The organism is Bradyrhizobium erythrophlei, from assembly GCF_042430365.1.
GTDB lineage: Bacteria > Pseudomonadota > Alphaproteobacteria > Rhizobiales > Xanthobacteraceae > Bradyrhizobium > Bradyrhizobium erythrophlei.
In genome coordinates this window covers 138,192-164,699 of record NZ_JBHMET010000144.1, presented here as the reverse complement: position 1 = coordinate 164,699, position 26,508 = coordinate 138,192, and the positions used below count along the sequence as shown (strand labels likewise).

21 protein-coding genes are annotated in these 26,508 nt (G+C 63.3%); 19 read left to right on the top strand and 2 right to left on the bottom strand.

The window, feature by feature from the left end; all coding sequences use genetic code 11:
- Window positions 1-29: 29 nt before the first annotated feature.
- Entirely contained in the window at window positions 30-305 is a 276-nt protein-coding gene (locus ACFFWD_RS22350; protein WP_376968646.1) for a hypothetical protein, read from the bottom strand.
- Window positions 306-680: 375 nt separating this feature from the next.
- Between ACFFWD_RS22350 and ACFFWD_RS22345 the strand changes: the two genes are divergently transcribed.
- The 6 genes from ACFFWD_RS22345 to ACFFWD_RS22320 all read left to right on the top strand — a co-directional run bounded on the left by ACFFWD_RS22345 (window position 681) and on the right by ACFFWD_RS22320 (window position 6,518).
- Window positions 681-1,862: an ABC transporter substrate-binding protein gene (locus ACFFWD_RS22345; RefSeq protein WP_376968645.1), complete on the top strand. Its 1,182-nt coding sequence runs from the start codon at window positions 681-683 to the stop codon at window positions 1,860-1,862.
- 151 nt (window positions 1,863-2,013) lie between these two features.
- Complete coding sequence (locus ACFFWD_RS22340; protein ID WP_376968644.1) at window positions 2,014-2,883, top strand: branched-chain amino acid ABC transporter permease; 870 nt, start codon at window positions 2,014-2,016, stop codon at window positions 2,881-2,883.
- Window positions 2,884-2,890: 7 nt separating this feature from the next.
- Window positions 2,891-3,922 (top strand): branched-chain amino acid ABC transporter permease, encoded by a 1,032-nt coding sequence (locus ACFFWD_RS22335; protein ID WP_376968643.1) that lies wholly within the window; start codon window positions 2,891-2,893, stop codon window positions 3,920-3,922.
- Entirely contained in the window at window positions 3,919-4,671 is a 753-nt protein-coding gene (locus ACFFWD_RS22330) for an ABC transporter ATP-binding protein (protein ID WP_376968642.1), read from the top strand. The genes ACFFWD_RS22335 and ACFFWD_RS22330 overlap by 4 nt, the downstream gene beginning before the upstream one ends.
- Window positions 4,664-5,380: an ABC transporter ATP-binding protein gene (locus tag ACFFWD_RS22325; protein WP_376968641.1), complete on the top strand. Its 717-nt coding sequence runs from the start codon at window positions 4,664-4,666 to the stop codon at window positions 5,378-5,380. The genes ACFFWD_RS22330 and ACFFWD_RS22325 overlap by 8 nt, the downstream gene beginning before the upstream one ends.
- Window positions 5,381-5,399: 19 nt before the next feature.
- A complete protein-coding gene (locus ACFFWD_RS22320) occupies window positions 5,400-6,518 on the top strand; it encodes a cobalamin-independent methionine synthase II family protein (protein ID WP_376968640.1) in 1,119 nt (372 codons plus the stop codon).
- A gap of 137 nt (window positions 6,519-6,655) precedes the next feature.
- Here ACFFWD_RS22320 and ACFFWD_RS22315 read toward each other — a convergent pair whose 3' ends face one another.
- On the bottom strand, window positions 6,656-8,362 hold the full coding sequence (locus ACFFWD_RS22315; protein ID WP_376968639.1) for a caspase family protein: 1,707 nt from the start codon (window positions 8,360-8,362) through the stop codon (window positions 6,656-6,658).
- A gap of 144 nt (window positions 8,363-8,506) precedes the next feature.
- Between ACFFWD_RS22315 and ACFFWD_RS22310 the strand changes: the two genes are divergently transcribed.
- From ACFFWD_RS22310 to ACFFWD_RS22250, 13 genes are all read left to right on the top strand, one after another.
- Entirely contained in the window at window positions 8,507-9,862 is a 1,356-nt protein-coding gene (locus ACFFWD_RS22310; RefSeq protein ID WP_376968638.1) for a hypothetical protein, read from the top strand.
- Window positions 9,863-9,922: 60 nt separating this feature from the next.
- Window positions 9,923-11,119 (top strand): methionine adenosyltransferase, encoded by a 1,197-nt coding sequence (gene metK, locus ACFFWD_RS22305; protein ID WP_376968637.1) that lies wholly within the window; start codon window positions 9,923-9,925, stop codon window positions 11,117-11,119.
- A gap of 126 nt (window positions 11,120-11,245) precedes the next feature.
- On the top strand, window positions 11,246-12,673 hold the full coding sequence (gene ahcY / locus ACFFWD_RS22300; protein ID WP_376968636.1) for an adenosylhomocysteinase: 1,428 nt from the start codon (window positions 11,246-11,248) through the stop codon (window positions 12,671-12,673).
- Between the two features lie 192 nt (window positions 12,674-12,865).
- Window positions 12,866-13,087: a hypothetical protein gene (locus ACFFWD_RS22295; RefSeq protein WP_376968635.1), complete on the top strand. Its 222-nt coding sequence runs from the start codon at window positions 12,866-12,868 to the stop codon at window positions 13,085-13,087.
- A gap of 3 nt (window positions 13,088-13,090) precedes the next feature.
- Entirely contained in the window at window positions 13,091-14,260 is a 1,170-nt protein-coding gene (gene grrM / locus ACFFWD_RS22290) for a cyclophane-forming radical SAM/SPASM peptide maturase GrrM/OscB (RefSeq protein WP_376968634.1), read from the top strand.
- A gap of 26 nt (window positions 14,261-14,286) precedes the next feature.
- Entirely contained in the window at window positions 14,287-16,479 is a 2,193-nt protein-coding gene (locus ACFFWD_RS22285; RefSeq protein ID WP_376968633.1) for a hypothetical protein, read from the top strand.
- Window positions 16,480-16,629: 150 nt separating this feature from the next.
- Window positions 16,630-16,782, top strand: coding sequence for a hypothetical protein (locus tag ACFFWD_RS22280; protein ID WP_376968632.1), 153 nt, complete (start codon window positions 16,630-16,632; stop codon window positions 16,780-16,782).
- A gap of 754 nt (window positions 16,783-17,536) precedes the next feature.
- A complete protein-coding gene (locus ACFFWD_RS22275; protein WP_376968631.1) occupies window positions 17,537-19,558 on the top strand; it encodes an acyltransferase family protein in 2,022 nt (673 codons plus the stop codon).
- Between the two features lie 524 nt (window positions 19,559-20,082).
- Window positions 20,083-21,012 carry an aspartyl/asparaginyl beta-hydroxylase domain-containing protein gene (locus ACFFWD_RS22270; protein WP_376968630.1) on the top strand — a complete coding sequence of 310 codons (930 nt, stop codon included), beginning with the start codon at window positions 20,083-20,085 and terminating at the stop codon, window positions 21,010-21,012.
- A gap of 316 nt (window positions 21,013-21,328) precedes the next feature.
- Window positions 21,329-22,450 carry an adenylate/guanylate cyclase domain-containing protein gene (locus tag ACFFWD_RS22265; protein ID WP_376968629.1) on the top strand — a complete coding sequence of 374 codons (1,122 nt, stop codon included), beginning with the start codon at window positions 21,329-21,331 and terminating at the stop codon, window positions 22,448-22,450.
- Window positions 22,451-22,752: 302 nt separating this feature from the next.
- On the top strand, window positions 22,753-23,061 hold the full coding sequence (locus ACFFWD_RS22260; protein WP_376968628.1) for a tetratricopeptide repeat protein: 309 nt from the start codon (window positions 22,753-22,755) through the stop codon (window positions 23,059-23,061).
- A 206-nt stretch (window positions 23,062-23,267) separates the two neighbouring features.
- Window positions 23,268-24,950, top strand: a complete 1,683-nt coding sequence (gene ggt, locus ACFFWD_RS22255; RefSeq protein WP_376968627.1) for a gamma-glutamyltransferase — start codon at window positions 23,268-23,270, stop codon at window positions 24,948-24,950.
- Window positions 24,951-25,164: 214 nt separating this feature from the next.
- Entirely contained in the window at window positions 25,165-26,505 is a 1,341-nt protein-coding gene (locus tag ACFFWD_RS22250) for an MFS transporter (RefSeq protein ID WP_376968626.1), read from the top strand.
- Window positions 26,506-26,508 lie beyond the last annotated feature (3 nt).

Below are 26,508 nucleotides of genomic sequence, written 5' to 3'. Positions count from 1 at the left end.
CTCTAGCGCTGGAACAACTACTGTCAAGTCTATCGCGTCGTATTGGAGCTGCTCTGCTCTGACTTTGCATCACCCCGTTCGGATGCCGGCATCAGTCGTTTCCGTTCCCGCTCTTTCATGAACTCCTCGTATTTCGCGGTGCCCGGCCGTGGCGGGGCGTCTGCGGGAAGGCCGCCGGCCCAGGCAGGCATGGCATCGCTGACACCGGCCGCGAGGCGCTCGTTGATCGAACCGCATCCGGCGAGCACGCATGTTGCGAGCACGAGAGTGGTCATGACGAGGATATGGCGGGTGTGGATCGGCATGGGCGGAAGGGTATAACCCCTAGTCCTTAACGATGATGGATTTAGGGCGTGGCCGCGCTGCGTGACTATGCTTCTTCGTTGACAGGGCCATTTCGTTTGTACAATCGTACAAATGGTGGACGGCTGCTGGCGAGGGTGGGAATCCCTGCTGTTCGGCGTTGTATTCATCAAGATGATTCAGGTATTTAGATACCTTTAATGCGCCGATCGGATCGTCCGCATCAGTCGTGACGCACGCCCATCGTCCGATTGACAACAGGGCAGCGGAAGACGCCATGTCGCGTTGCGGCCTAGCCGCAAAACTTGTGGGTTAGGGTGAGGCAAGGGCCGGACGACTCGGATCAATGCAAGGAAGCGGGAAGGGGAAGGACGTTCATGTTCAATCGTCGCAAAATGTTGCTGTGGGCCGCGACCACGACCGCCATCGCGGGGCTCGGCGCGGCGGCGCCGGCACATGCTGAGGACACCGTGAAGATCGGCTTGATCGTGCCGATGACCGGGGGCCAGGCATCGACCGGCAAGCAGATCGACAATGCGATCAAGCTCTACATGCAGCAGAAGGGCGACACGGTCGCCGGCAAGAAGATCGAGGTCATCCTGAAGGATGACGCGGCGGTCCCGGACAACACCAAGCGCCTCGCCCAGGAATTGATCGTCAACGACAAGGTCAACTTCATCGCCGGCTTCGGCGTGACGCCGGCCGCTCTAGCGGCCGCGCCGCTCGCCACGCAGGCAAAGGTGCCGGAGATCGTGATGGCGGCCGGAACCTCGATCATCACCGAGCGTTCGCCCTATATCGTGCGCACCAGCTTCACGCTGGCGCAGTCCTCCACCATCGTCGGCGATTGGGCGGTCAAGAACGGCATCAAGAAGGTAGCGACGCTCACCTCCGACTATGCCCCCGGCAATGATGCGCTGACCTTCTTCAAGCAGAATTTCACCGCCGGCGGCGGCGAGATCGTTGAAGAGGTCAAGGTGCCGCTGCAAAATCCCGACTTCGCGCCGTTCCTGCAGCGCATGAAGGATGCCAAGCCGGACGCGATGTTCGTGTTCGTGCCGGCCGGACAGGGCGGCAACTTCATGAAGCAGTATGCCGAGCGCGGCCTCGACAAGAGCGGCATCAGGGTGATCGGCCCCGGCGACGTCATGGACGACGACCTGCTCAACAACATGGGCGATGCCGCACTCGGCGCGGTCACCGCGCATCTCTATTCGGCAGCGCACCCGTCCGCGATGAACAAGGACTTCGTCGCCGCCTACAAGAAGGCGTTCGGCAACCGTCCGGGCTTCATGGCCGTGGGCGGCTATGACGGCATCCACCTGATCTACGAAGCGTTGAAGAAGACGGGCGGCGCGACCGACGGAGACAAGCTCGTGGAGGCGATGAAGGGCATGAAGTGGGAAAGCCCGCGCGGCCCGATCTCGATCGATCCGGAAACCCGCGACATCGTGCAGAACATCTACATCCGTAAGGTCGAGAAGGTCGACGGCGAGCTGTACAATGTCGAGTTCGCGACCTTCGAGGCCGTCAAGGATTCCGGCAAGACCAAGAAGTGACGCGCGAAAAGCCCATCATACCCGGGGCGTGCTTGGCGCGAACCTCAGATGCGCAATTGCGCATCGGGGGATCTGGAGAGAGATTCCGGGTTCAGCGCTCCTCGCTGCCCCGGAATGACGGGTGCTGCTGCTAGGATTGTCCAGCCTTCTCATGACCACCCTGTTCACCATCCTGTTCGACGGCGTCGCCTACGGCATGCTGCTGTTCGTGCTGGCCTGCGGGCTCGCGGTGACGCTCGGGCTGATGAACTTCGTCAATCTCGCCCATGGCGCGTTCGCCATGGCCGGCGGCTACATTTGCGCGGTGCTGGTGAACAATTCCGGCTGGCCGTTTTTCGCGGCGCTGCCGCTCGCCTTTGTCGTGAGTAGCGCGATCGGCGTGGCGCTGGAGCGCACGCTGTATCGCCATCTCTACACCCGCAGCCACCTCGACCAGGTGCTGTTCTCGATCGGCCTCACCTTCATGTCGGTTGCCGCGGTCGACTACGTCATGGGATCGTCACGGGTCTTCATCAAGCTGCCTGCGGCACTGGAAGGGCAGATCGACGTGTTCGGCGTCGGGATCGGCCGCTACCGGCTGATGATCGTGGTGATCTGCGGCCTGCTCACGCTGGCGCTGCAGTTGATCCTGGCCAAGACCCGCTTTGGCAGCCGCTTGCGTGCCGCCGTCGACGACCCGCGCGCCGCGATCGGGCTCGGCATCAACGTGCCGCAGGTGTTCGCCTTCACCTTTGCGTTCGGCTGTGGACTTGCCGGCCTCGGCGGCGCGTTGAGCGCCGAGATCCTCGGGCTCGATCCGTATTTCCCGCTGAAGTTCATGATCTACTTCCTGATCGTCGTGACCGTCGGCGGTTCGTCCTCGATCACCGGGCCGTTCCTGGCTTCGCTTCTGCTCGGCATCGCCGACGTTGCCGGAAAATACTACGTGCCGAAGATGGGACCGTTCGTGATCTACACCGTCATGATCGTGATCCTGATCTGGCGTCCGAACGGCCTGTTTGGCCGCACCGCCGCGCGGTGAACCCGACATGACCGCGCTGTCAGACGTTTCCTCTCATGCGATGGCCAGCGCACGCTGGCGGGCCGGAGAGGTTGCGTTCTGGGGTCTGGCGCTGGCCTGCGCCTTCCTGTTTCCGTCGCGCTACCTGATCATGACGGATATCCTGCGGCTCGCGCTATTCGCGCTGTCGCTCGACCTGATCCTCGGCTATGCCGGCATCGTCTCGCTCGGCCACGCGGCCTTTTTCGGCGTTGGCGCCTATTCAGCAGGGTTGATGGCGCTGCATGGCGTCGTCAACGAGCCCGTCATCGCGCTCGTCGTCGCCGGGCTCGTCGCGGCGGTGCTCGGCTTCCTGACAAGCTTCCTGGTCATCCGCGGCGCCGACCTGACACGATTGATGGTGACGCTCGGGATCGCGCTCCTGCTGGAAGCGCTCGCCGAACGCTTCTCCGACATCACCGGCGGCACCGACGGCCTGCAGGGCATCGAGATGCAGCCGATTCTCGGCACGTTTGCCTTCGACATGTTCGGCAAGACCGGGTTCTTCTATTCGCTGATCGTGCTGTTCATCCTGTTCCTGTTCGCTCGCCGCATCGTGCATTCGCCGTTCGGGCTGTCGTTGCGCGCCATCCGGAACAACCCGCTGCGGGCGGCGGCAATCGGCGTGCCGGTCAACCGCCGCCTGATCGCGATCTACACGCTGGCCGCCTTCTACGCCGGCATCGCCGGTGCCTTGTTTACCCAGACGACGGCACTGGCTTCGCTCGACGTCTTCTCCTTCGAGCGCTCCGCCGACCTGATGCTGATGCTGGTCATCGGCGGCACCGGCTATCTCTATGGCGGGCTGATCGGCGCCGTCGTGTTCAAGATGCTGCAGGAGCTGTTCCAGACCATCACGCCGCAATACTGGCTGTTCTGGATCGGCCTCGTGCTGGTCGTGATCGTGCTGGTCGGCCGGGCGCGCATCCATCGCTGGGTGCTGTTCGTGCCGAACCTCATCGTCAGCCGGTTCGCCGGACGCAAGGCCGCCGTCGCTGTTCCCGAGAGTGACGCATCATGACGATTGCGCTCGAAACCCGCGGGCTGGAGAAATCGTTTGGCGGCCTTCGCGTCACGCGGGACCTTTCATTGAAAGTGGTGCAGGGCGCTCGCCATGCGCTGATCGGGCCGAACGGCGCCGGCAAGACCACCATCATCAATCAGCTCACCGGCGTGCTGAGACCGAACAGCGGGCGCATCCTGCTCGAGGGCAGCGACATCACCGATCTTCCCGTGCACAAGCGGGTGCTGCGCGGCCTGTCGCGCACGTTCCAGATCAATCAGCTCTACGCCGATCTCACCCCGCTCGAAACCATCGGCCTTGCGGTCTCCGAGCGGATGCGACGCGGCGGGGACTGGTGGCGGCGGATGGGGACGCGCGACGACGTCAATGGCGAGATCGCGGACATCCTTACCCGGTTCCATCTGCTCGATGTGATGGGCGAGCTGACCGCGACGCTGCCCTACGGCAAGCAGCGGCTGCTCGAGATCGCGGTCGCGATCGCCGCCAAGCCGCGGGTCCTGCTGCTCGATGAGCCGGCCGCCGGCGTCCCGGAGAGCGAACGCCACGACATCCTCGCGGCGGTTGCGGCCCTGCCGCGCGACGTCACCGTGCTCCTGATCGAGCATGACATGGATCTCGTGTTCTCCTTCGCCGACCGGATCTCGGTGCTGGTCAATGGCGGGCTGCTCACGGAGGGCGCGCCCGACCAGGTCGCGCGCGATCCGCAGGTCAAGGCGGTCTATCTCGGCGAGGCGGCGGATGCCTAATCTCCTCTCCATCCAGGGCCTGCGCGCCGGCTATGGAGAGGCGGTGGTGTTGCCGGACATGTCGCTTTCGCTTGGCGAAGGCCAGGTGCTGGCGCTGCTCGGCCGCAACGGAACCGGCAAGACCACGCTGATCAATTCGATCGTCGGCATCACCCGCCGCTTCGGCGGCAGCGTCGCGCTCGCCGGCCTCGACATCACGGCGATGCGGCCGGACCAGCGTGCCCGCACCGGGATCGGTTGGGTGCCGCAGGAACGCAACATCTTCCGTTCGCTGACCGTCGAGGAGAACATGACGGCGGTGGCCTTGCCCGGGCCATGGACGGTCGAGCGCGTCTACGAGATGTTTCCGCGCCTGAAGGAGCGGCGGAGCAATTTCGGCAACCAGCTCTCCGGCGGTGAACAGCAGATGCTGGCGATCGGTCGCGCGCTGACGCTGAACCCGAAGGTGCTGCTCTTGGACGAGCCGACCGAAGGGCTCGCGCCGATCATCGTTGAAGAATTGTTAAAGGCGATCGGAACCATCACGCGTTCGGGCGGCATCTGCTCGATCATTGTCGAGCAGAATGCGCAAAAGGTTCTGGGGCTCGCCGACCGCGTTGTGATATTGGAACGCGGCACGATCGTGCACGACGCCGCAAGCAGCGCGCTGAAGGCCGATCCCTCCGTCCTCGAGCGCCATCTCGGCGTCTCCGGGGCCGCAGCACGTTGACGATATCAGGGAGTTGACCATGCAGCGAACCAAGCCTCCGTTCCGCGCCGACGAGGTCGGCAGCCTGTTGCGGCCACCGAAGATCAAGGAGGCCCGCGCCAGACTTGAGAAGGGTGAGATTTCGGCCGACGAGCTGCGCAAGGTCGAGGATTCCGAAATCGAGAAGGTCGTGCACAAGCAGGCCTCGATCGGGTTGAAGCTCGCGACCGACGGCGAGTTCCGCCGCTCCTGGTGGCACTTCGACTTCCTGAGCCACCTGACCGGCTGCGAGCTGTTCCATCCCGAAATGGGCATCCAGTTCGCGGGTGTGCAGACCCGCCACGATGCGATCAGGGTGATCGGCAAGGTCGATTTCCCCGAACATCACCCGATGCTCGACCACTTCAAGTTCCTGAAGAAGGTCGCCGACCAGGCGCACGTCACGCCGAAGATGACGATCCCGTCGCCGGCGGTGCTGCACTTCCGCGGCGGCCGCAAGCTGATCTCCAAGGAGGTCTATCCCGATCTCGAGGAGTTCTTCCAGGATCTCGGCAAGACCTACCGCAAGGCGGTGAAGGCGTTCTATGACGCCGGGTGCCGCTATCTGCAGTTCGACGACACGGTCTGGGCCTATCTCTGCTCGCAGGACGAGCTGCAGAAGGCGCGCGAGCGCGGCGACAATCCCGATGGCCTGCAGCAGATCTATGCGCGCATCATCAACTATGCGATCGCCGACCGCCCCTCGGACATGGTGATCACGACGCATGTCTGCCGTGGCAATTTCCGCTCCACCTGGATCTCCTCCGGCGGCTACGAGCCGGTGGCCGAGACCATGTTGGGTGGTACCAATTACGACGGCTACTTCCTCGAATACGATTCCGATCGTGCCGGCGGCTTCGAGCCGCTGCGCTATTTGCCGAAGGGCAACAAGGTCGTGGTGGTCGGCGTCATCACCTCGAAGTTCGGCGAGCTCGAGAAGAAGGACGACGTCAAGCGGCGGCTGGAAGAGGCGGCGAAGTTCGCCCCGATCGAGCAGCTTGCGGTGTCGCCGCAATGCGGCTTCGCCTCGACCGAAGAGGGCAACATCCTCTCCGAGGAAGAGCAGTGGGCCAAGCTCCGCCTCGCCGTCGAGGTCGCCAACGAGGTGTGGGGGAAGTGACGCGTAGCGTCATTCCGGGGCGATGCGAAGCATCGAACTATGGTGCGCGCTTGCGCACCTGAGAATCTTGAGATTGCGGCGCGAGATCCCGGGTTCGCGCTCTGCGCACCCCGGGATGACGGCGCGCAAGCGCGGCCTCACTTCTCCGCCAGATACACCTCGCCGAGCAGCGACGAGTTCGACCAGGGCACCTGCTTGCTCTTGGTCGCGGCGACGACCTCGGCGCGGACGCGGGTCAGCATCTGCTGCACCTCGAGGCCAGGCGTGCCGATGTGGCGCGATAGCGCCGCCGAGAACGGGCTGTTGGGGCCTTCGCCGTCCAGCGCGACCTGGCCGGGCGCGGTCGCAAACGCGATCAGCGTGCCGGCCCCGAGCGTCGAGCCGGCGCCGAGCGATGTCGGCGCGGCGAGGCCCGATCCGCCCTCAATGGCGCGGCTGGCACCGGCTGGCGCAGATTGTGGCGCCATCGGATTGTTGCGGCAGGCATCGAGGATCAGGATGTTGGTGCGGACCTGGTCGTCGAGGCCGGCCATGATCGTGTCCATGTCGACCATCGCGCCCGTCATGCGGCCGCCCGCCTGAAACTGGATGTCGACCGGCACGAGATAGTTGCGGCCGTCGACCTGCACGCCATGGCCGGCATAATAGACCACCGCGATCTGCGATCGCGCCGCCTCGCGCAGGAAGTCGCGGATCGTCTTCTGCATGGCGTCACGGCCGAGATCGAGGCCTTCGGACACGGTGAAGCCGATCTCGCGCAGGCTCCTGGCGATCGCGCGCGCGTCATTGGGCGGATTGGGCAGCGCCCTGACATGCGCGTAGGCGCCGTTGCCGATCACCAGCGCAAGGCGTCGCGCGCTCACCGCCGGTGGTGGCGGCGCGGGCGCAACCGGCGCGGCGGCCGGCCTTGCCTCGCTCGACGGCGCCGCCATTGCCTTGCGCGGCGGCGGCGCTGCGGCCTCCTGCAGCAATGACAGCCGCACGCGGGCGGTCGCCTGGTTCGATTTGCTGCCGGCGTCCGAAGCCTGGCCCTCGAGCGTCGCCGCATAGTCCTGCCTGGCGTGCTCGAAGTCGCCCTTGGCCTCATAGGCGAGGCCGCGCTGGATGTAAGCCGAGATCAGCACGCTGCCCGGCGGCGTCATGATGTTGGCCGGCGCCTTCGCCTTTGCCAGCCGGATCGCCTCGCTGGTGTCTGCGATCGCGCGGTCGACGTCGCCCTTGGCGCGCCAGATCACGGCACGGTTGATCAGCGGCTGCGGCAACGTCGGATCGATGCGGATCGCTTCGTTGATATCAGCCAGCGCGCCGTCGAGATCGCCGAGCGCCTGCCTGGAGATGCCGCGGTTCTGGTAGGAGAAAGCCGATTTCGGGCCGGCCTTGATCGCGGCGTCGTAGTCGGCGATCGCCTTGGCGAAGTCGCCTTTGCCGCGATAGGCGTTGCCGCGGTTGTGGAAGATGATGCCGCTCGGCTGCCCCATCCGCAGCGCGTCGTTGAAGTCGGCGATCGCGATGTCGTACTCGCCCTTGTCGTAGTAGGCCGAGCCGCGCAGATTGTAGGCTGGGACGTTCGATTGCAGGCGGATCGCCTCGGTGGCGTCAGCGATCACTTGCGGATAATTGCCCTTCTTGTTCCAGCCGACCGCGCGCCAGAAATAGATCGTCGCGAGCTTCTCGCCGGAAAACGGCTTCAGCGCGATGATCTTGGTGCAGGCGTCGATCATCTGGTCGGCCGGCGTGGTGTCGGTCGTGCAGAGCGGCCCGAGCTGGGATTTGGCCTGGGCGAGGCAGGGGGCCGACCACAGTGCGGCGGCGAGCAGGGCAGGGATCAGGAGCAGGCGGCGCATCGGTCATCCATGGAACATCCACCGCTTTGTTGCCAGCGGCAGAGCAGGAGTTCATTTCCCCAGTGGGCAGATGATGTTAGGACACGGAAGCGATCCGCCGCTGCCCACCACCGTCCCAAACTGCGGGCTCATGCCCCTGGCCTCATGAAGAACGACGACATCCTCAGCCAGATCTCCGAGTTCTGCCGCCGCGCCGACATGGCGGAGACGACGTTCGGCCGCCGTGCCGTCAACGACGGCAAGCTGGTGCACCGCCTGCGCGAGGGCAAGCGCATCACGGTCGACACGCTCGACCGCATCCACGCCTTCATCGCGGCGTCCACGCCGGGGGGCGTGCCACCGCCGCGCGGTCTCGTGGTGCCGCCGGAGAAGCGCGACCCCAGGGGCAATTTCCGCTTCTTCGAGAATCGGCAAAGATACCTCCTGTTCGTCCATACCTGCAGCGAGAAGCGGGTGATTGCGGACCGCGTCGCGCTGGAATTGTCCGCGATTCACCCGCGGCCGCCGGCGCTGCGCGTCTTTGACGCAGGAATGGGCGACGGCACGGTCCTGGCGCGGGTCCTGCGCGCAATGCATGGCCGCTTCCCTCATATGCCGTTCTACGTCGCCGGCAAGGAGCTGAGCCTCGAGGACGTCCGCCTGACGCTCGAGAAGGTGCCAGATCGGCTGTTCGAGCACCCGGCGAGCGTTTTCGTGTTCACCAACATGTACTACGCCGAGGCACCTTGGCTGACCCCGCGAGCCGCCGCGGCCGCCTCCAGCACGATCTGGCACGAGGTGGCCCTGCGCGGGGCCGCCTCGGGCGAATTCGAGGCCCAGATCGCAGAACTCGGCCCGTTTCTCGAGCAGAACTGGCGGGCCAATGTCAGCCCCCAGACCGGGATGCCGATCTATGAGCGGCCGGTAGCCCTGGTCCTGTACCGGGAGGATCACCGGTTCCTGCTTGATTCGATCATCCCCCGGGCCGGCCGGACCGAGGCGAATTTCGATCTTGTAATCGCCTCCCAGCCCTATCGGGCCAAATCCTCGGTGAATTTCCGTGCAAAACGCATCATTGCGCCGCTGGCGCGCGCCCTGCGAGCTGGCGGCCGATTGATAGGAATCCACTCTCACGGCCACGATCCGGGGCTCGAAATCATCCAGACGGTCTGGCCCGGAGAAAATCCTTTCGCCGTCAGCCGCCATGAGATATTGCGCGCGGTGAAATACGAGCTGGGATCGGCAGGGCGGGACCTCAATTTTAACGCTTATGCCGATAACCGTTCGATCTTCCGATATGATATGGAAGCGCTGCCCAACGAGGTGACCGGCTCGATCGGAACCTCGACGGCCTTTGCAGCGTGGAACGCGGCGGTGTATGTCGCCCAAATCGAAGATGACCGGTTGACGGAAATGACTGAAAGTGGGCGGACCCTCGATGCCACCAGAGAGGTTCTGCGCAAGCACAATGGGCTCTGGTTTTACGACGAATCCTACGTCATCTCGCGCCGCCGGGACTGACATTCCATGACACATCACGACAGGAGCCGCCGGGATGGCGGCAAATAAGAGGTTTTGCTGATGCGCGCGTCCTATCTGTTCACCAGCGAGTCGGTTTCCGAGGGCCATCCGGACAAGGTCTGCGACCGCATTTCGGACGAGATCGTCGACCTGTTCTACCGCGAAGGGCCGAAGGCCGGCATCGATCCCTGGGCCATCCGCGCGGCCTGCGAAACGCTCGCCACCACCAACAAGGTTGTCATCGCCGGCGAGACCCGCGGTCCGAGCTCCGTCACCAATGACCAGATCGAGAGCGTCGTCCGCGCCGCGATCAAGGACATCGGCTACGAGCAGGAAGGCTTCCACTGGAAGACCTGCGACATCGAGATCCTGCTGCACCCGCAATCGGCCGACATCGCGCAGGGCGTCGATGCGCTGCAGCCGGGCGAGAAGAAGGAAGAGGGTGCGGGCGACCAGGGCATCATGTTCGGTTACGCCACCAACGAGACGCCGGACCTGATGCCGGCGCCGATCTTCTACGCCCACAAGATCCTGCGCCTGATCTCGGAAGCGCGCCACTCCGGCCGCGAGAAGGTGCTCGGCCCCGACTCCAAGAGCCAGGTCACCGTGCAGTACGAGAACGGCAAGCCTGTCGGCGTGCGCGAGATCGTGGTCTCGCACCAGCATCTGGTCGAGGACCTCACCTCCACCCAGGTTCGCGACATCGTCGAGCCCTATGTGCGCGAGGCGCTGCCGAAGGACTGGATCAACGGCAAGACCATCTGGCACATCAACCCGACCGGCAAGTTCTTCATCGGCGGTCCCGACGGCGACTCCGGCTTGACCGGCCGCAAGATCATCGTCGACACCTATGGCGGCGCGGCTCCGCATGGCGGCGGCGCGTTCTCCGGCAAGGACCCGACCAAGGTCGATCGCTCGGCCGCCTATGCTGCGCGCTACCTCGCCAAGAACATCGTCGCCGCCGGTCTCGCCGACCGCTGCACGCTGCAGCTGGCCTACGCGATCGGCGTCGCGCGGCCGCTGTCGATCTACATCGACACCCACGGCACCGGTAAGGTGCCGGAGGACAAGCTCGAGAAGGCCGTCGCACAGGCCATGGACCTGACCCCGCGCGGCATCCGCAGCCATCTCGACCTCAACCGTCCAATCTACGCGCGCACCTCGGCCTACGGCCATTTCGGCCGCACGCCGGACAATGAGGGCGGCTTCTCCTGGGAGAAGACCGATCTCGTCGAACCGCTCAAGCGCGCGGTCTGATTCTCGCGTCATTCCGGGGCGCGCGCGACAGCGAGCGAACCCGGAATCCTCAATCGTCATTTCGAGATTCCGGGTTCGCCTCTGCGAGGCGACCCGGAATGACGAGCTCAACAACAGGAAGCTCTCATGAACGCCCCCACGAAGCCCGGCTTCACCGACTACATCGTCAAGGACATTTCGCTCGCCGACTTCGGCCGCAAGGAGATCTCGCTGGCCGAGACCGAGATGCCCGGCCTGATGGCCACCCGCGAGGAGTATGGCCCCAAGCAGCCGCTGAAGGGCGCGCGTATCGCGGGCTCGCTGCACATGACGATCCAGACCGCGGTCCTGATCGAGACGCTGGCGGCGCTCGGCGCCGACATCCGCTGGGTCTCCTGCAACATCTATTCGACCCAGGATCACGCCGCCGCCGCGATCGCCGCCGCCGGCATTCCGGTGTTCGCGGTCAAAGGCGAGACGCTGACCGAGTACTGGGACTACACCGCCAAGCTGTTCGACTGGCACGGCGGCGGCACGCCCAACATGATCCTCGATGACGGCGGCGACGCCACCATGCTGGTGCATGCTGGTTACCGCGCCGAGCAGGGCGACACCGCCTTCCTCGACAAGCCGGGTTCGGAGGAAGAGGAGATCTTCTACGCGCTGGTCAAGCGCCTGCTGAAGGAGAAGCCGAAGGGCTGGTTCGCCGAGATCGCGAAGAACATCAAGGGCGTCTCGGAAGAGACCACCACCGGTGTGCATCGCCTTTACGAGATGGCCAACAAGGGCACGCTCTTGTTCCCGGCGATCAACGTCAACGACAGCGTCACCAAGTCGAAGTTCGACAACCTCTATGGCTGCCGCGAGTCGCTGGTCGACGGCATCCGCCGCGGTACCGACGTGATGCTGTCGGGCAAGGTCGCGATGGTCGCGGGCTTTGGCGACGTCGGCAAGGGCTCGGCCGCCTCGCTGCGCCAGGCCGGCTGCCGGGTCATGGTCTCCGAGGTCGATCCGATCTGCGCGCTGCAGGCGGCGATGGAGGGCTATGAGGTCGTCACCATGGAAGACGCCGCACCTCGCGCCGACATCTTCGTCACCGCGACCGGCAACAAGGACATCATCACGATCGAGCACATGCGCGCGATGAAGGATCGTGCCATTGTCTGCAACATCGGGCACTTCGACAACGAGATCCAGATCGCGTCCTTGCGCAATCTGAAGTGGACCAACATCAAGCCGCAGGTCGACGAGATCGAGTTCCCCGACAAGCACCGCATCATCCTGTTGTCGGAGGGGCGCCTGGTGAACCTCGGCAACGCGATGGGCCACCCGTCCTTCGTGATGTCGGCGTCCTTCACCAACCAGACGCTGGCGCAGATCGAGCTGTTCGCCAATAACAAGAACGGCAAGTACGAGAAGAAGGTCTATGTGCTGCCGAAGACGCTGGACGAGAAGGTCGCCCGTCTCCACCTCGCCAAGATCGGCGTCAAGCTGACCGAGCTGCGCAAGGACCAGGCCGACTATATCGGCGTCAAGCAGGAAGGCCCCTACAAGGCGGATCACTACCGCTACTGATCGCGCACAGCAGCGCTGACGACACGCGGCTCCGGATGTCTCCGGGGCCGCTTTTGTTTGCGCCCATATGAACCAGATCACAGCTGCATTGATACTGTTGATGTATTTGCAACCTGTGGACGCGGGTGTAAGGTTTGATCTGTTAAGTCCTTCCTGGAGGACGACATGGCGCATTTTAGAGAAATTTGGCCATTGGCCTTTGTACTGGCCGCCACCACCAACCCCGTGAACGCCGACGCTCCGATCGACACCAATCCCGCCGGCTTTTTCCGGTCGGGCAGCCTTGCTGACACACTGCGCGACGCCTCCGCGACAAGCGGACGCGACGAGGGCGGCGCGGGCGTGAGCCGCATCCAGCTCTCGCAGTGGTTCAACTTCTTCAATTGCTTCAGCGGGGTCTGGCGAAGGTGTTGAGCGATGTGGCGGCCCGTTCTCATTGTGCTTCAGCCGACGCCGTTCTGTAACATCAGCTGCGACTACTGCTACCTGCGCAATCGCGACGACCGGACGGTCATGAGCGCCGAGGTCGTCGGTGCGATCCGGGACAGGGTCTTCCCGCGAATGGCCGCAGACGCCGCGCCGACCGTCATCTGGCACGCCGGCGAGCCGACGGTGGTGCCGCTCGCCTGGTACCGGCGGGCCTATGTCGAACTGCGGCGGACTGCGCCGGCGCAAACCCATTTCTCGCTGCAGTCGAACGGGATCGCGCTCGGGCAAGACTGGATCGCGTTCGCGCAGGAGACTGACACCCAGATCGGGCTCTCGATCGACGGGCCACAGGCATTTCACGACGCACGCCGGAAGACGCGGAACGGCAAGGGGACCTGGTCCCATGCGATGCGTGCACTCCGTGAGCTGAAGGCTTCGCGCATCGATCCCAACGTGGTCACGGTGCTGCATCCGCGCTCGCTGCAGGCCGCCGATACCTATTTCGAATTCTACCGCGACAACGGCATCACCCATGTCTCGTTCTCGATCGACGAGTCCGAGGGCGGCCATGCCGTGAGCTCGTTCGACGGCGACGACCAGCGCGAGGCGATGGCGGAGTTCCTGTTCAGCCTGCTGCGGCGGGCCTATCTCGAGCAGTATCCGCTGCACATCAAGGAGGTCGAGCGGATTGCGGCGATCCTGGCCGGCGGCGAGCTGCACAACGAGCAGATCGATGCCTGGGATGTGCTGGTGGTCGCCGCCAATGGCGACGTCACGACGTTCTCGCCCGAATTCATGGAGGTGCGGTCGCGGCCGCATCACGATTTCAGGTTCGGCAACATCTTGTCCGATGATTTCGAGACGATCCTCGACAGCGCGCTGGTTGCCCGGACCCAGGCCGAGATCCGCCGCGGCGTTGATCGCTGTCGCGCGGAGTGCCGGTATTTTGCAATTTGCGGCGGCGGCGCGCCAGCCAACAAGATGCAGGAGAACGGCGCCCTCGACACGGCGGAGACGAATTTCTGCCGGCTGTCGATCCAGCCTGCCGCGGAAGCCTTCCGCAGGTTCGTTCGTTGGGTGCGCGAGGGGCGCGAGCAGCGCCGCGTTCGGGGACGTGAGGTTATTGTCCAAGAGGTTGCTACTCAAGAGATTGCCTAGTCGACGCGTTTTTGATGGAGGGCGACATGACACAGTGCCCCGCATTTCTGTTCACCCTTTGCGAGTGGACGCAGTATTTGCCGATCCAGCAGATCACGGGGGCGCAGATTGCCTCGTTCCTGTTCGGTGTCCTGGTGGTCGTGGTCTTCTCGATCGATCACTACAAGGTCCCGACCTACGCCAAGACGACAATCGGCGAATTCATCGAGCTCGCGCCGGAGTCGCTGACGTCGCATTCCCGATACATGAAGGGGCTGACGATCTACGTCTCGCTGATGCTCGGCTTCTACGGCATCCTGCTCGCGATCGGCCCAGCGGCGATCGCGCCGATCTTGTCCTACTTCTCGATCAACACCGGATCGGTCGGCACGATGGACAATTCGGCCTGGCCGCTCGCCGCGACCTCCATCATCACGTTGATGGGCAGCCGGGACGACAACAAGTACCTCGGCAGGATGGAGGGATGGCTGCGGTCGATCGCCCATGAAGCGGCCTACATCCCCTATGCCGTGACCAATCTCGCCGTTGCGCTCGACGGCAGTTTTCCGCTGAACGAGGAGGAATTGCGGGCCGCCGGAGAGTTTTCGCCGGCGACGCTGGCTATGGTGCAGGACAGCCAGGAGGGCTCGCGGCAGAACTGGATCCGCGCCAAATATCTCTATTCGCGGCTCGAGCAGCTGCGCGACAAGGACGACCAGTTCAAGCTGCTGATGCGGCAGCCGGAGAACGAACGCGCCTTCAGCTTCGTCCGCGATCAGCGTGACGCGCTGGCCAAGGAGCTCGACCGTGGCGATCCCGACGAGGCAACGTCGCGGAAGATCGACGCCTTCAAGAATGCGCTGGCCGTCTTCCTTGCCTCGATCCTCTGGCGCGGTTGCGACAATGAAACCGCCGTCAACGCCAAGCTGAGTGGGCTCAGGCTGAACGCCAACGCGCCGGCGCCACGGTCGCCGGCGACCTTCATGTTCCACCTGATATTCTTCCTCGGCGGCACGCTGCTCGTTTTCCTGGCCGCGCTGAAGATCCGGCAGATGCAGTTTCACGATGCGTCGGTCGAGCAGAAATGGCATCTCACCCTGGCCTTCCTCGTCTTCCTGCTCACGGCGTTCTTCGTGACGCGGTCGCGCGAGAAGCAGCTCGCGAGCGGCGACTGGAAGTACAGCACCGACGTCATCTTGCGCTGCTCGGTGCTTGCGACGGTCGCGATCGCGGTGGTCGCCTCGCTCGTGACGTTCGCCGTGCATCAGGGCGGCAGCGGACGATTCTACGCCATGCTGCTGGTGGCGTTCGGCATTGCGCTGCCGTCGACGCTCGTGTTCCAGCTTCTGATGAGCTGGGCTGCGACATCGACCCCGACCAAGGAGGCGGTCGCCGCAAGGATCGGCTATCAGGCCAACTCGCCCCAACTGGTCAGAACGTCCGCATTTGCCGGCGGCATCTACGCAGCCGTCGTCCTGGTCGCGCTGCTCGTGCTGTACTGGCCGGCCGACTACACGGTCGTGACGAGCACGCCGCAGCAGGTGACCGACGCCGCGATCAACAGCCTGAGCAACATCAAGACGGCGCTGCTCGCCAACAAGGAAGACGATCAATGGTTCGGCAATTCGGTTTCGAAGGCGGCGATCCGCAATCTCGACAAGAGCCTGCAGGACGCCAAGGCCGAATTGGTCTCGGGCAATTACAAGCCCGAGACGATCGCTACGATCCTGAGGCAATGCGACGAGATGGGCGACCTCGGCGGCGGCCGGCGCCTGTTCAGGCCCGGCTGCGAGCTCGACGACTATCTGCAGTCGATTCCCTACAAGGGCGATGTGCTTCCCAACCTTTACAATCTGCAGGGCCAGATCAGCTATCTGAAGCCGCGGTTCGAAGCCCTGCAAAACTACACGTCACTTGGCATGATGCTCCAGCACGGATGGCGGAACGCGCTGCTGGTGGGCCTGATGTGGGCGACCATGGCGGCCGTGTTTGCGGTCTCCGTCCTGCTCTACCGGCGACAGGAACTGTGGGAAGGCATTGCGCTGAAGAAGCTGCCGGATTTCGTGCCCAAGGGACAGCAGGAGCGGGAAGCGTGGTTGCGCACGCCGCTGTACGATATGGCCAAGCTGTCGCCGCTCGAGGCCTTGCGCTATCCGACGCTGCGGGCGCGGCTCGCCGACCTCATGAATGCGCAGCAGCCCACGCAAGCGACGGTGACGCAGCTGCGGCCGGTGGCCTGACGTGGGCCGAACGCCACCGGGCCTCCCATCCGTTGTTTCGCGTATACGCCCGATAGCGCGAATCGGCGATCCTGGAGAGAGGGTTAACGGCAGATTAACCGGCGGCGCATAGGCTTCCAGGTTCGAGGCTGCAGCGGAGGACTTGTTCCCATGGAAGCCCAGAGGATTGCGGTCGACGCCGTGGTTGCGCTGACCGATTGCGACCGTGATGCGGTCACCGCCTTCATCCGCAAGCTCTATCTTGCCGGCGTCCGCGACCCCAAGCGCCTGACCTTCAAGGGCCTGCAGGCGCTGCGGACCTGATTGTTGCCACGTAGGGCACGCCGACCCGTCATCCAGAGGTGCTCGCGAAGCGAGCCTCGACGGATGCACGGCCCGAATCGTGGCCGTCGTGCTTCGAGACGGCCGCTCGTGCGGCCTCCTCAGCATGATGGGGATGGAGTTGCGTGCTCGGCTTTTGCCGTCGTCATAGCGAGCCACCGGGTCGTGCGAATGCGCGCCCGCGAAGTAATCCATCGGGCCACAATCGGGCGACATGGATTGCTTCGTCGCTATCGCTCGTCGCAATGACGGGGGTTAGATCTTTTCACATGTCAAACAGCGATGAGGATGTGAGTTCGCAGTCTGGTGGCGCGGTTTGTCCGAGGCTTGCGTTACTTTCCACCCTCTTGGAAGGCAGAGGGCGCAGGGAAAGCCGGGTGCCGATCGCACACATGGGTCCTGTGCAAAGAAAGTACGAGGGTAGGACCACAGGTGAAACCGGAATCACTCCGGCTCTCCCTACGCGATGGTTTTACGGTTTCCTTCGTGCTCTCCCCCGGTGAGGCCGGGCTTTTTGCCACCGTGGCTGCAAGGACGAGTCCCTTGCAACTTAACACCAGCGTCAGGACCACACGACTTCGCCGTCCGCCTTGGCACGTCCGTCTCGTGTGCAGCCGCGTCCTGTAGCGCGCAAAAACGAATGGCATCGCGCACAACTTCATATGACACACCTAGTAGGGGACGGAAGTTGGCTCTAGTTGCCTAGGTAGGACGTAAGGTGCTACGCGGTTGCATCATGCATGCCCCGCAAGTTCCAGTTTCAAGCCACCTCAAAACCTCCTACCGCCCAGATATCGACGGGCTCCGGGCCGTCGCGGTACTGTCGGTCCTGTGGTTTCATTATGGCGCCCCAATGCCGCAGGCCTGGCGGCTTCCGGGCGGCTTCACCGGAGTTGACGTTTTCTTCGTGATCAGTGGCTTCTTGATCACCTCCCGGCTGATGGATGACATCGGTGACGGGCAGTTCTCGATTCTGAGCTTTTACGACAGGCGCATTCGGCGAATTCTGCCGGCGCTGATCGCGATGCTGACTTCAACGCTGGTCGCCAGCTACTTCCTCTTGATGCCAGGCGACTACAAGGATTTGGCCGCAAGCGCCGCTGCCGCAGCTTTCGGTGCATCAAATCTGTTCTTCCTCTGGAACACCGGCTACTTCGACCAAGCGGCCGAGCTTATGCCGCTCCTACATACGTGGTCGCTTGCGGTGGAAGAGCAGTTCTACCTGGCCTGGCCGGTGATCCTGTGGATTATCGCCCGCCGGAGTAGCCGGACCAAAATTGCCGTCGCTCTTGCCGGCATCGTCATCCTGGGGTTTGGCGCTAGCCTGTTTTGGTTCGACTATAGCCCGAAATCAGCCTTCTTCACGGCCATACCCCGCGCATGGGAGCTGGCAATAGGCGCGCTCCTGGTGTTTCTCCCGCCACTGCCACGCGCCGCCGGGGAAGTAGCCACCTTCGCGGGAGCCGCACTAATTGGCACCGGATTTTTCGTGGTGACTGACACAGCCTTTCCCGGGCTGTCGGCACTTTATCCCTGTCTCGGAGCGGCACTGGTCATATGGCCGCGAGGGAACGGCGGCTGGATTGTAGGCTGGCTCAGCCGTCTGAGGCCGATTGGCCTGATTTCATATAGCCTTTACCTCTGGCACTGGCCCGCCTGGGTGCTCTTCCGCAACTACATCAACGGGGCCCAGCCGCGAATTCGCGAAGCAGCCGCGTTCGCCTGTATCTCAGTCATCCTCGCTATATTCTCTTATCGATACATCGAAACGCCTTTTCGACGGAGGCCCTGGCGCGCGTCAACGGTCGTCTTTAACGGTCTGGCGTCAGGCCTCGCGGTGTTCCTCGCCGCGGTGTTCATCCATATTAACCACGGACTGCCGAGCCGACTCTCAGATGAAGAGAAGGCTATCAGCAGTCTCAACGTGATGTGGGATTGGCCCTGTCCAGCACAGGCAGATGTGGTCGGAGGCCGTCTCTGCGCCTTCGGCGCCCCGTGGGAATCGGCGAAGAAGCGAGCCCTCCTCTGGGGTGATAGCCATGCCGATCATTTTGTGCCGCTGCTCAACCAAGCAGGTCTTGAGACCGATACGGCGTTTGTCGTAATCGACGGCTGCAGCCCAGTTTACGGTAAGCTGACCGGTCTAATCCGAGACATGCCTCCAGTCGAAGGCAAGAAGTACTTCGATTGGTGCTCCGAAAAAACCGCTTTGGCATTCAGCGTTCTCGATCAGAATCCAGATATCTTGATCGTCGCGCTGGCGACGCCCTGGACGGCTATCCAGCCCCTAACCCACGACAATGGCGGCGGGAAGGTGACGTCGAGCCTCGCTTTCGAAGGCGCGATCCGTAAGACGCTTCAAAGGATCAGCGCGCCTGGTCGCTCGTTGGTGCTTCTCGGCGACGTTCCCTATCGCCCCGCTGGCGTGCCGTTGCTCTGCACCTATCCGCAGGAATACATCTACCGACGATGCGGACCCGTCGCCGGACTGGACAGGAAGACCTTCGCCCGTAGCATCGACGAGACCACCTACGCGATGTTGGGGAGGATATCGGCGACGACGCCAAATGTGTCGGTTACGTATCCGGGGCGAGCCCTGTGCAGGGACGACCATTGCAGGCTCTACGTTAACGGCGAGTATCTCTACAGAGACATTGACCATCTCAGACGCAACCTTTCGCTGGAGACTGATCGCCTGCTTGCCGCTGATTTCGGCATCACCGAGCTATTGCGGACGCTCAGATACCCCAGCAATTGACGGTGGGCGCTGCCGAGTATGTGATGCGAAGATTGTCCTTGTTGCGAGGACGAACACCCCGCTGGTGACGCCTGCCGGAAGGAATGATCCAGAGGCATTAGGCTGAAGGTCGATTGCGCTCACGGTCCCCCCGAAACCCAAATCAGCTTGAGTTGCTCTGAAATTTCGATCTTTCGTGAAACGATCAGGCGTCGTCGATCGCCTTTGTAGCCGGTCCATCATTGCCGTTTTCAGATACTCGCAAAGGCACGATCCGATCGTCCGCTCATGTTCGGTTTCTTGCGAGCGATGCGCGCTTGCGGAACTTCAAAAACGGTGAGCGCATCCTTACATGGCGCCTCGCGACGGCACTCCGGTATGGCCTCCCGGCCTTGCTGCGGGGGCTAAGGCATGATGAAATAAGGCAAATTGTCGCGGACATGGGAATGCGCTCTCCACCTCCGCATGTCCTTGGGGGCTTCCTTCACCGGAATTTGCTTCGCAGGGACGCGCGGATGCGCCGGGACCGCGATTGGGGATAAACGATGTTGAAACAGCTCTTCGCGCCGCAGCTCGTAATTCTTTACGTGCTTGTGGCCTCTACGGTTTATGTGCATTTCCGCGGCCGCCAGCGGCTGCGGTTTGCCCGCCAGCTCGGCGACCACTCGACCTATCTCGCGCCCTACAATGTGCTGATGTATGCGGGCTCCGCGGTGCCCAATACGCCGGTGATCCCGGTCGAGCAGTTCCCCGAGCTCAAGAAACTCAGCGAGAACTGGGAGACCATCCGTGACGAGGCGGTACGGCTGTTCGACGAAGGTTTTATCCGCGCGGCGGCAAAGAACAACGATTGGGGTTTCTATTCGTTCTTCAAGAGCGGCTGGAAGCGCTTCTATCTGAAATGGTACGACGACTTCCTACCGTCGGCGCGCACATTGTGCCCGAAGACCGTCGAGCTGTTGAACTCGATCCCGAGCGTGCATGGCGCGATGTTTGCGATGCTGCCGCCCGGCGGCAAGCTCGGCGCGCATCGTGATCCCTTCGCCGGCTCGCTGCGCTATCACCTCGGCCTGGTCACGCCGAACTCGAACCAGTGCCGCATCCTGGTCGACGGCGTCGAATGCGTCTGGCGCGACGGCGAGGCCTTCATGTTCGACGAGACCTTCATCCACAGCGCCGAGAACAAGACCGACGTCAATCGCATCATCCTGTTCTGCGACGTCGAGCGTCCGATGAAGTACGGCTTCATGACCGCGATGAACCGCTGGGTCAGCCACAACATCGTCAAGGCGTCGGCGACCCAGAATGTCGACGGCGAGCATGTCGGCGCGCTGAACAAGGTGTTCGGCAAGCTCTACGAGATCCATCTTGCAAGCCGCAAGGTCAAGGAGTGGAACCGGGACGTGTACTACACGCTCAAATATTCGGTGACCGCGCTGATCCTCGGCCTGATCGTGATGTCGGCGCTGAGGTGAGGGCGGCGGCGTTGCTGCGCTGAAAGCGAAAGGCCCGGAGCGTGCTGCGGGCCTTTGTTTTTGAGCGCGTGGATTCATGTGTCCACGGTGTCCGCATTTCAGGGGCAAAGGCGAAATGGGCTTGGGACCGAAGCATACGCCTTTTGCCCCATCGTCGACGCCGGGAACTCGATGGACATGCTCAGGTTCTGACGCATAGACTTGGCCTCCAGTTGGACTTGGCCTCCAATACGCAGCCGACCACATGGCTGAGGCGCGGGTCGAACGCCGTCTTGCTGCCATCCTCGCGGCCGATGTCGCGGGCTAATCGCGCCTGATGGGGACTGATGAGATCGGCACGCTCACAGCGTTGAAAGCGCACCGGCGTGAGATCGTCGATCCCGCGATCGCCACCCATAAGGGGCGCATCGTCAAGACCACCGGTGACGGCATGCTGGTTGAATTCGCCAGCGCCGTCGATGCCGTGACCTGCGCGGTCGAGATTCAGGAGCAAATGGTGGAACGAGCGGCTGAAGGTAGCGCGCTGCGTATCCAGTTCCGGGTCGGAATAAATGTTGGGGATATCATCATCGATGGTGAGGATATTTTCGGTGACGGGGTCAACGTTGCCGCGCGTGTCGAGAATGAATGTGAGCCGGGCGGCGTGTACCTGGCGGACGACGTTTATCGGCAGGTGCGCGGAAAGATAGTGCTTACGATCGATGATCTCGGCGAGAGATCCCTGAAGAACATCGAGCGTCCGGTGCGGCTCTATGCGGTGCGCTCGGTCGCATTTTCTGCTGGGGCTCCAGCCAGGTCGCTTTCCGAGGCCGGCGAACCGCTGCCGCTGCCGGACGGGCCATCGATCGCGGTGCTACCATTCGAAAACATGAGTGGCGATCCCGAGCAGGAATATTTCGCCGACGGGATGGTCGAGGACATCATCACCGGCCTGTCGCACATAAAGTGGCTCTTTGTGATCGCGCGCCATTCGAGCTTCGCCTTCAAGGGCCGATCGATCGATGTGAAGCAGGTCGGGCGTGAATTAGGCGTGCGCTATGTGCTCGAAGGCAGCGTGCGAAAGAGCGGCGATCGCGTGCGGATCACCGCGCAACTGATTGATTCTGTCACTGGAATACATGTTTGGGCGGAACGTTTCGATCGCAAATATGATGATATTTTCGCGTTACAGGACGACGTGACGCTGTCCGTTGTCGGCGCGATCGAGCCAAGCCTGCGCCTTGCCGAAGTCGATCGCGCCAGGCGGAAGCGGCCGGAGAACCTGACCGCCTATGATCTCGTCCTGCAGGCACACGCCGATATTCACTCGAGAATGCCGGCGCAGTCGAAGAGAGCCCTGGTTCTTCTGGAGCGCGCTCTGGCGCTCGACCCGACCTATGCCCTTGCCCATGCGTTTGCGTCTCAGGTCTCAGTGCCATCATGCAATTTACTTGCGTGAAGGAATGCAGGAAGAGCATCGCATAGCCTCCATGCAGCATGCCGGAGCCGCCATCGACCATGGCCAGGATGATGCGACAGCCTTGACGTTTGCGAGCTTTACCATCGGTATGGAGGGACGGGGATCGCGCCGCAGCGTTAACGCTGCTTGAACAGGCGCTGTCCTTAAGTCCGTCCTCGGCGTACACCTACATCTTCGGAAGTATCGTTCTTGCGTATGGCGGAGAGGCCGAGCGCGCCAGCGAATGGGCTGAGCGCGGCTTGCGCCTAAGTCCATTTGATCCGTGGCGCGCGACAGCTCTGATGGCGCTTGCGCTCGGGCACTTTCATCGCGCTCGTTATGACGATGCTGTTGCTGCGGGACGGAAAGCTGTCCAGGCCAGTCCGGGCTTTAGCATGGCTTACATGACGTTAGCTGCGCCGCTCGCCAGGCTCGGCCGGCTGGACGAAGCGAAGGCGGCTGCAGCAATGCTTCTGGAACTGCAGCCGAGTTTTCGATACGGCCGACACTTCGCCGAATTGGCAGTCGTGTCAGACCTTGCGGCAGCCTTTGGGGGAGGCACTTGGAATAGCTGGCCTCCCGGAATGATTGGACTGCAAGCCCGTGGTTAGTCATCGCAGATTTTTCGGTTGATCCTCCGATGTCTGTCGCTGCGGGCAAACCGGGCGCGGAGCGGGCTTGACCGAAGTAAGAATTTTCTTCAGATTTGAGCGGGGAAACGACCCGACACGATCCCTCGGGATCAGGGACGCGGCGCCGCCTCCGCAGCGATCGCACAACGACGTCGATACGACGAAGAAAACGGGAGGATAGACGGATGGCCAATATCGGCATGTCGCGCAGGGAGTTGCTGGTCGGATCGATGCTCACGGCAGTCGCCGCCGCCGCGCCGAGACCGGTCTGGGCGTTCGACAGCGCGGGTGCGCTGGCGCGATCGAAGACAGGCATGGTGACCAGTCCGCACGAGCTCGCCACCGAGGCGGGGCTCGAGGTGCTGCGCAAGGGCGGCAATGCGATCGAGGCCGTGATTGCGATCGGCGCCACCCTCTGCGTGACCTATCCGCACTTCAGCGGCCTTGGCGGCGACAGCTTCATGGTGATCAGCGACCGCAAGGGAAACGTCCGGACGCTGTCCGGCGTAGGCCAGGCCGCAGCAAATCTTCCGAACTACAGCGGCTCGGTCCCGATCCGCGGGCCGGGGTCGGCGCTGACCGCGGCCACGACCGTCGATGTCTGGGACCAGGCGTTCGATTTCAGCCGCAAGTCCTGGGGCGGCAAACAGAGCTGGGCGTCGCTGTTCGAGCGTCCGATCGAATACGCCGGCAAGGGATTTCCGGTCACGCCGTCGCAGCGTTTCTGGCAGGACATGGAAGCGAAGAACCTAAAGGACTGGCCCGACATCCAGCGCATCTTCATGCCCGCCGGCCGGATGCCCGAAATCGGCGAGCCCCTGGTCCAGCCCGAGCTCGCCAGATCGCTGGAGATGCTGGCGGCAAACGGCGGGCGCGATTTCTATGAAGGAAAGCTCGCCGCGCGCATTGCGGCCGGACTGAAGCAGATCGGTTCACCGCTCACCGCCGACGACCTGGCACGCTGCCGGGCTCGCGACGAAACGCCGTTGCGCGTCAGCTATCGCGGGGGCGAACTGCTCGGGCTGCGCCCGCCGACGCAAGGTCTCACCACGCTCGAGATCATGGGTATCCTCGACCGCTTCGAGCTTGCGAAGTATCCGGAAGGCAGCGCCGACTACTATCACCTCCTGGTGGAGGCGGTGAAGCACGCGTTCATCGACCGCAATCGCTATATCGGTGATCCGGAATTCGTCGACGTTCCGGTCAATCAGCTGCTCTCGGCGAGCAGCCTCGACGCGCATGCAAAGGCCATCAGCATGGACAAGGCGATGCCTTGGCCGCACGTGTTCAAGAAGGGCGATACGGTTTATCTTGCCGCGACCGATCGCGACGGCAATTGCGTCAGCATGCTGCAAACCGTCTATTACGATTGGGGAAGCGGTATGGTGGCGGGCGACACCGGCATCATCTGGCACAATCGCGGCGCCTCGTTCAATCTCGATCCTGCCAGCCCGAACTGCCTCAAGCCGGGCAAGCGGCCGTTCCACACGCTCAATCCCGGAATGTATCTCAAGGGCGGACGGCCGCACCTTCTGTACGGCACGCAGGGCGCCGACGGCCAGCCGCAGACGCTCGCGGCGGTGCTGACAAGGCTCATCGACTACAACATGGATCCGCTCACGGCGCTGTCCCGCCCGCGCTTTCTGCTTGGCAAGACGTTCTCCGACTCGCGCGACAGCCTGAAGCTGGAGAAGGATGCCGGTGAGGAGGTCTTCAAGAAGCTCGCCGAGCGCGGCCACGAAATGAGTCCGATACCTGCCCAGAGCCCGCTCGCGGGGCATCCGGGCGCGATCCGGATCGACGCCGACGGAAGCATCACCGGGGCACACGACCCGCGCAGCGACGGGCGGGCGCTCGGGCTGTCATGAGACGAGGCGCGACAGGCTGACGGAGCTGCCGGGCGAGAGCGGGTCGGCGCTCATAGCGTAACGCCGGCGGGAGAGCTTCGCTGTGCCCGATCGACTGAGGTTTTTGCCTCCGCTCCCGGTTCGGCTGGAACCCTTGGAACCCAAGGCCGTTTGTTCCCAAACGACCCGCTTGGTCATCATCCACGCGGGGGGGGGGTCCGAGGGAGGTCCTCCCATGGCAACGCTTGGCCTCGACGCCACCCAGCTCACCCCATCCGAGCATCAGCGCCAGCTTCGTCGCGCCGTGATTGCCTCGACCGTCGGCACCGCGATCGAGTGGTATGATTTCTTCCTCTACAGCACCGTCACCGGTCTGGTGTTCGCAAAGCTGTTCTTTCCGCACTCAGACCCCTGGGTCGGCACGCTGGAGGCATTTGCGATCTATGCGGTCGGCTTCGTCGCGCGCCCGGTGGGAGCCGCGATCTTCGGGCACTATGGCGACCGCATCGGCCGCAAGTCGACGCTGATTGCGACGTTGCTCTTGATGGGATTGGCGACCGCCGCGGTGGCCGTGGTGCCGACCTACGAGAGCATCGGCATCTGGGGCGCCGTGATCCTGACCGTGCTGCGCTTTATCCAGGGTGTCGGCGTCGGCGGCGAATGGGGCGGCTCGGTGCTGATGTCGATGGAATGGGCGCGCAACGACCGCTCGCGCGGATTGATCGCGTCATGGCCGCAATTCGGCGTGCCCTGCGGCCTGTTCCTCGCCAATCTCGCCGTGCTGGCGTTCAGCCAGATGGCGGGCGACCAGTTCCTGGCGTGGGGCTGGCGCATTCCGTTCGCGCTCAGCCTCGCTCTCGTCGGCGTCGGGCTCTACATCCGCCTCGGCATTCTGGAAACGCCTGTGTTCTCCAGGCTATTGGCCGAGCGTCAGCTCGACCGCACGCCGATGCTGACGGTGATCAGGGAGCATCCGAGGGAGATCCTGCTGTCCGCCTTCGCGCGCTTGTCCGAGCAGGCGCCGTTCTACATCTTCACCGCCTTCGTCTTCTCCTACGGCATCGGCACCTTGCACCTGTCGCGCGACTTCCTCCTGACCGCGGTGCTCTCGGCCTCGGTGCTGTCGTTCGTCGCGATCCCGCTGTGCGGGCACATCTCCGACCAGATCGGCCGCAAGAACATGTACATGATCGGCGCAGCCGTGACCGGCGTGTTCGGCTTCATCTATTTCGCGCTGCTCAACACCGGTTCGGCGACGATCATCTTCCTCACGATCGTCGTGTCGCTGATCCCGCACGACATGCAGTACGGCCCGCAGGCTGCCCTGATCGCCGAGAGCTTCACCGGACGCCTGCGCTACAGCGGCTCCTCGCTCGGCTATCAGCTCGCCTCCGTGATCGCCGGCGGCCCGGCGCCGCTGATCGCGACCTGGCTATTCGGCACGTTCCACTCGGCGACCGCGATCGCGGGCTATATCGCAGTCTGCGCCGTCATCACGCTGATCGCGACCGCGCTGATGACCGACTTCACCGGGAAAGACATCAACGCGGCGGGCGCGCATGAGCGGCACGCCTGATGC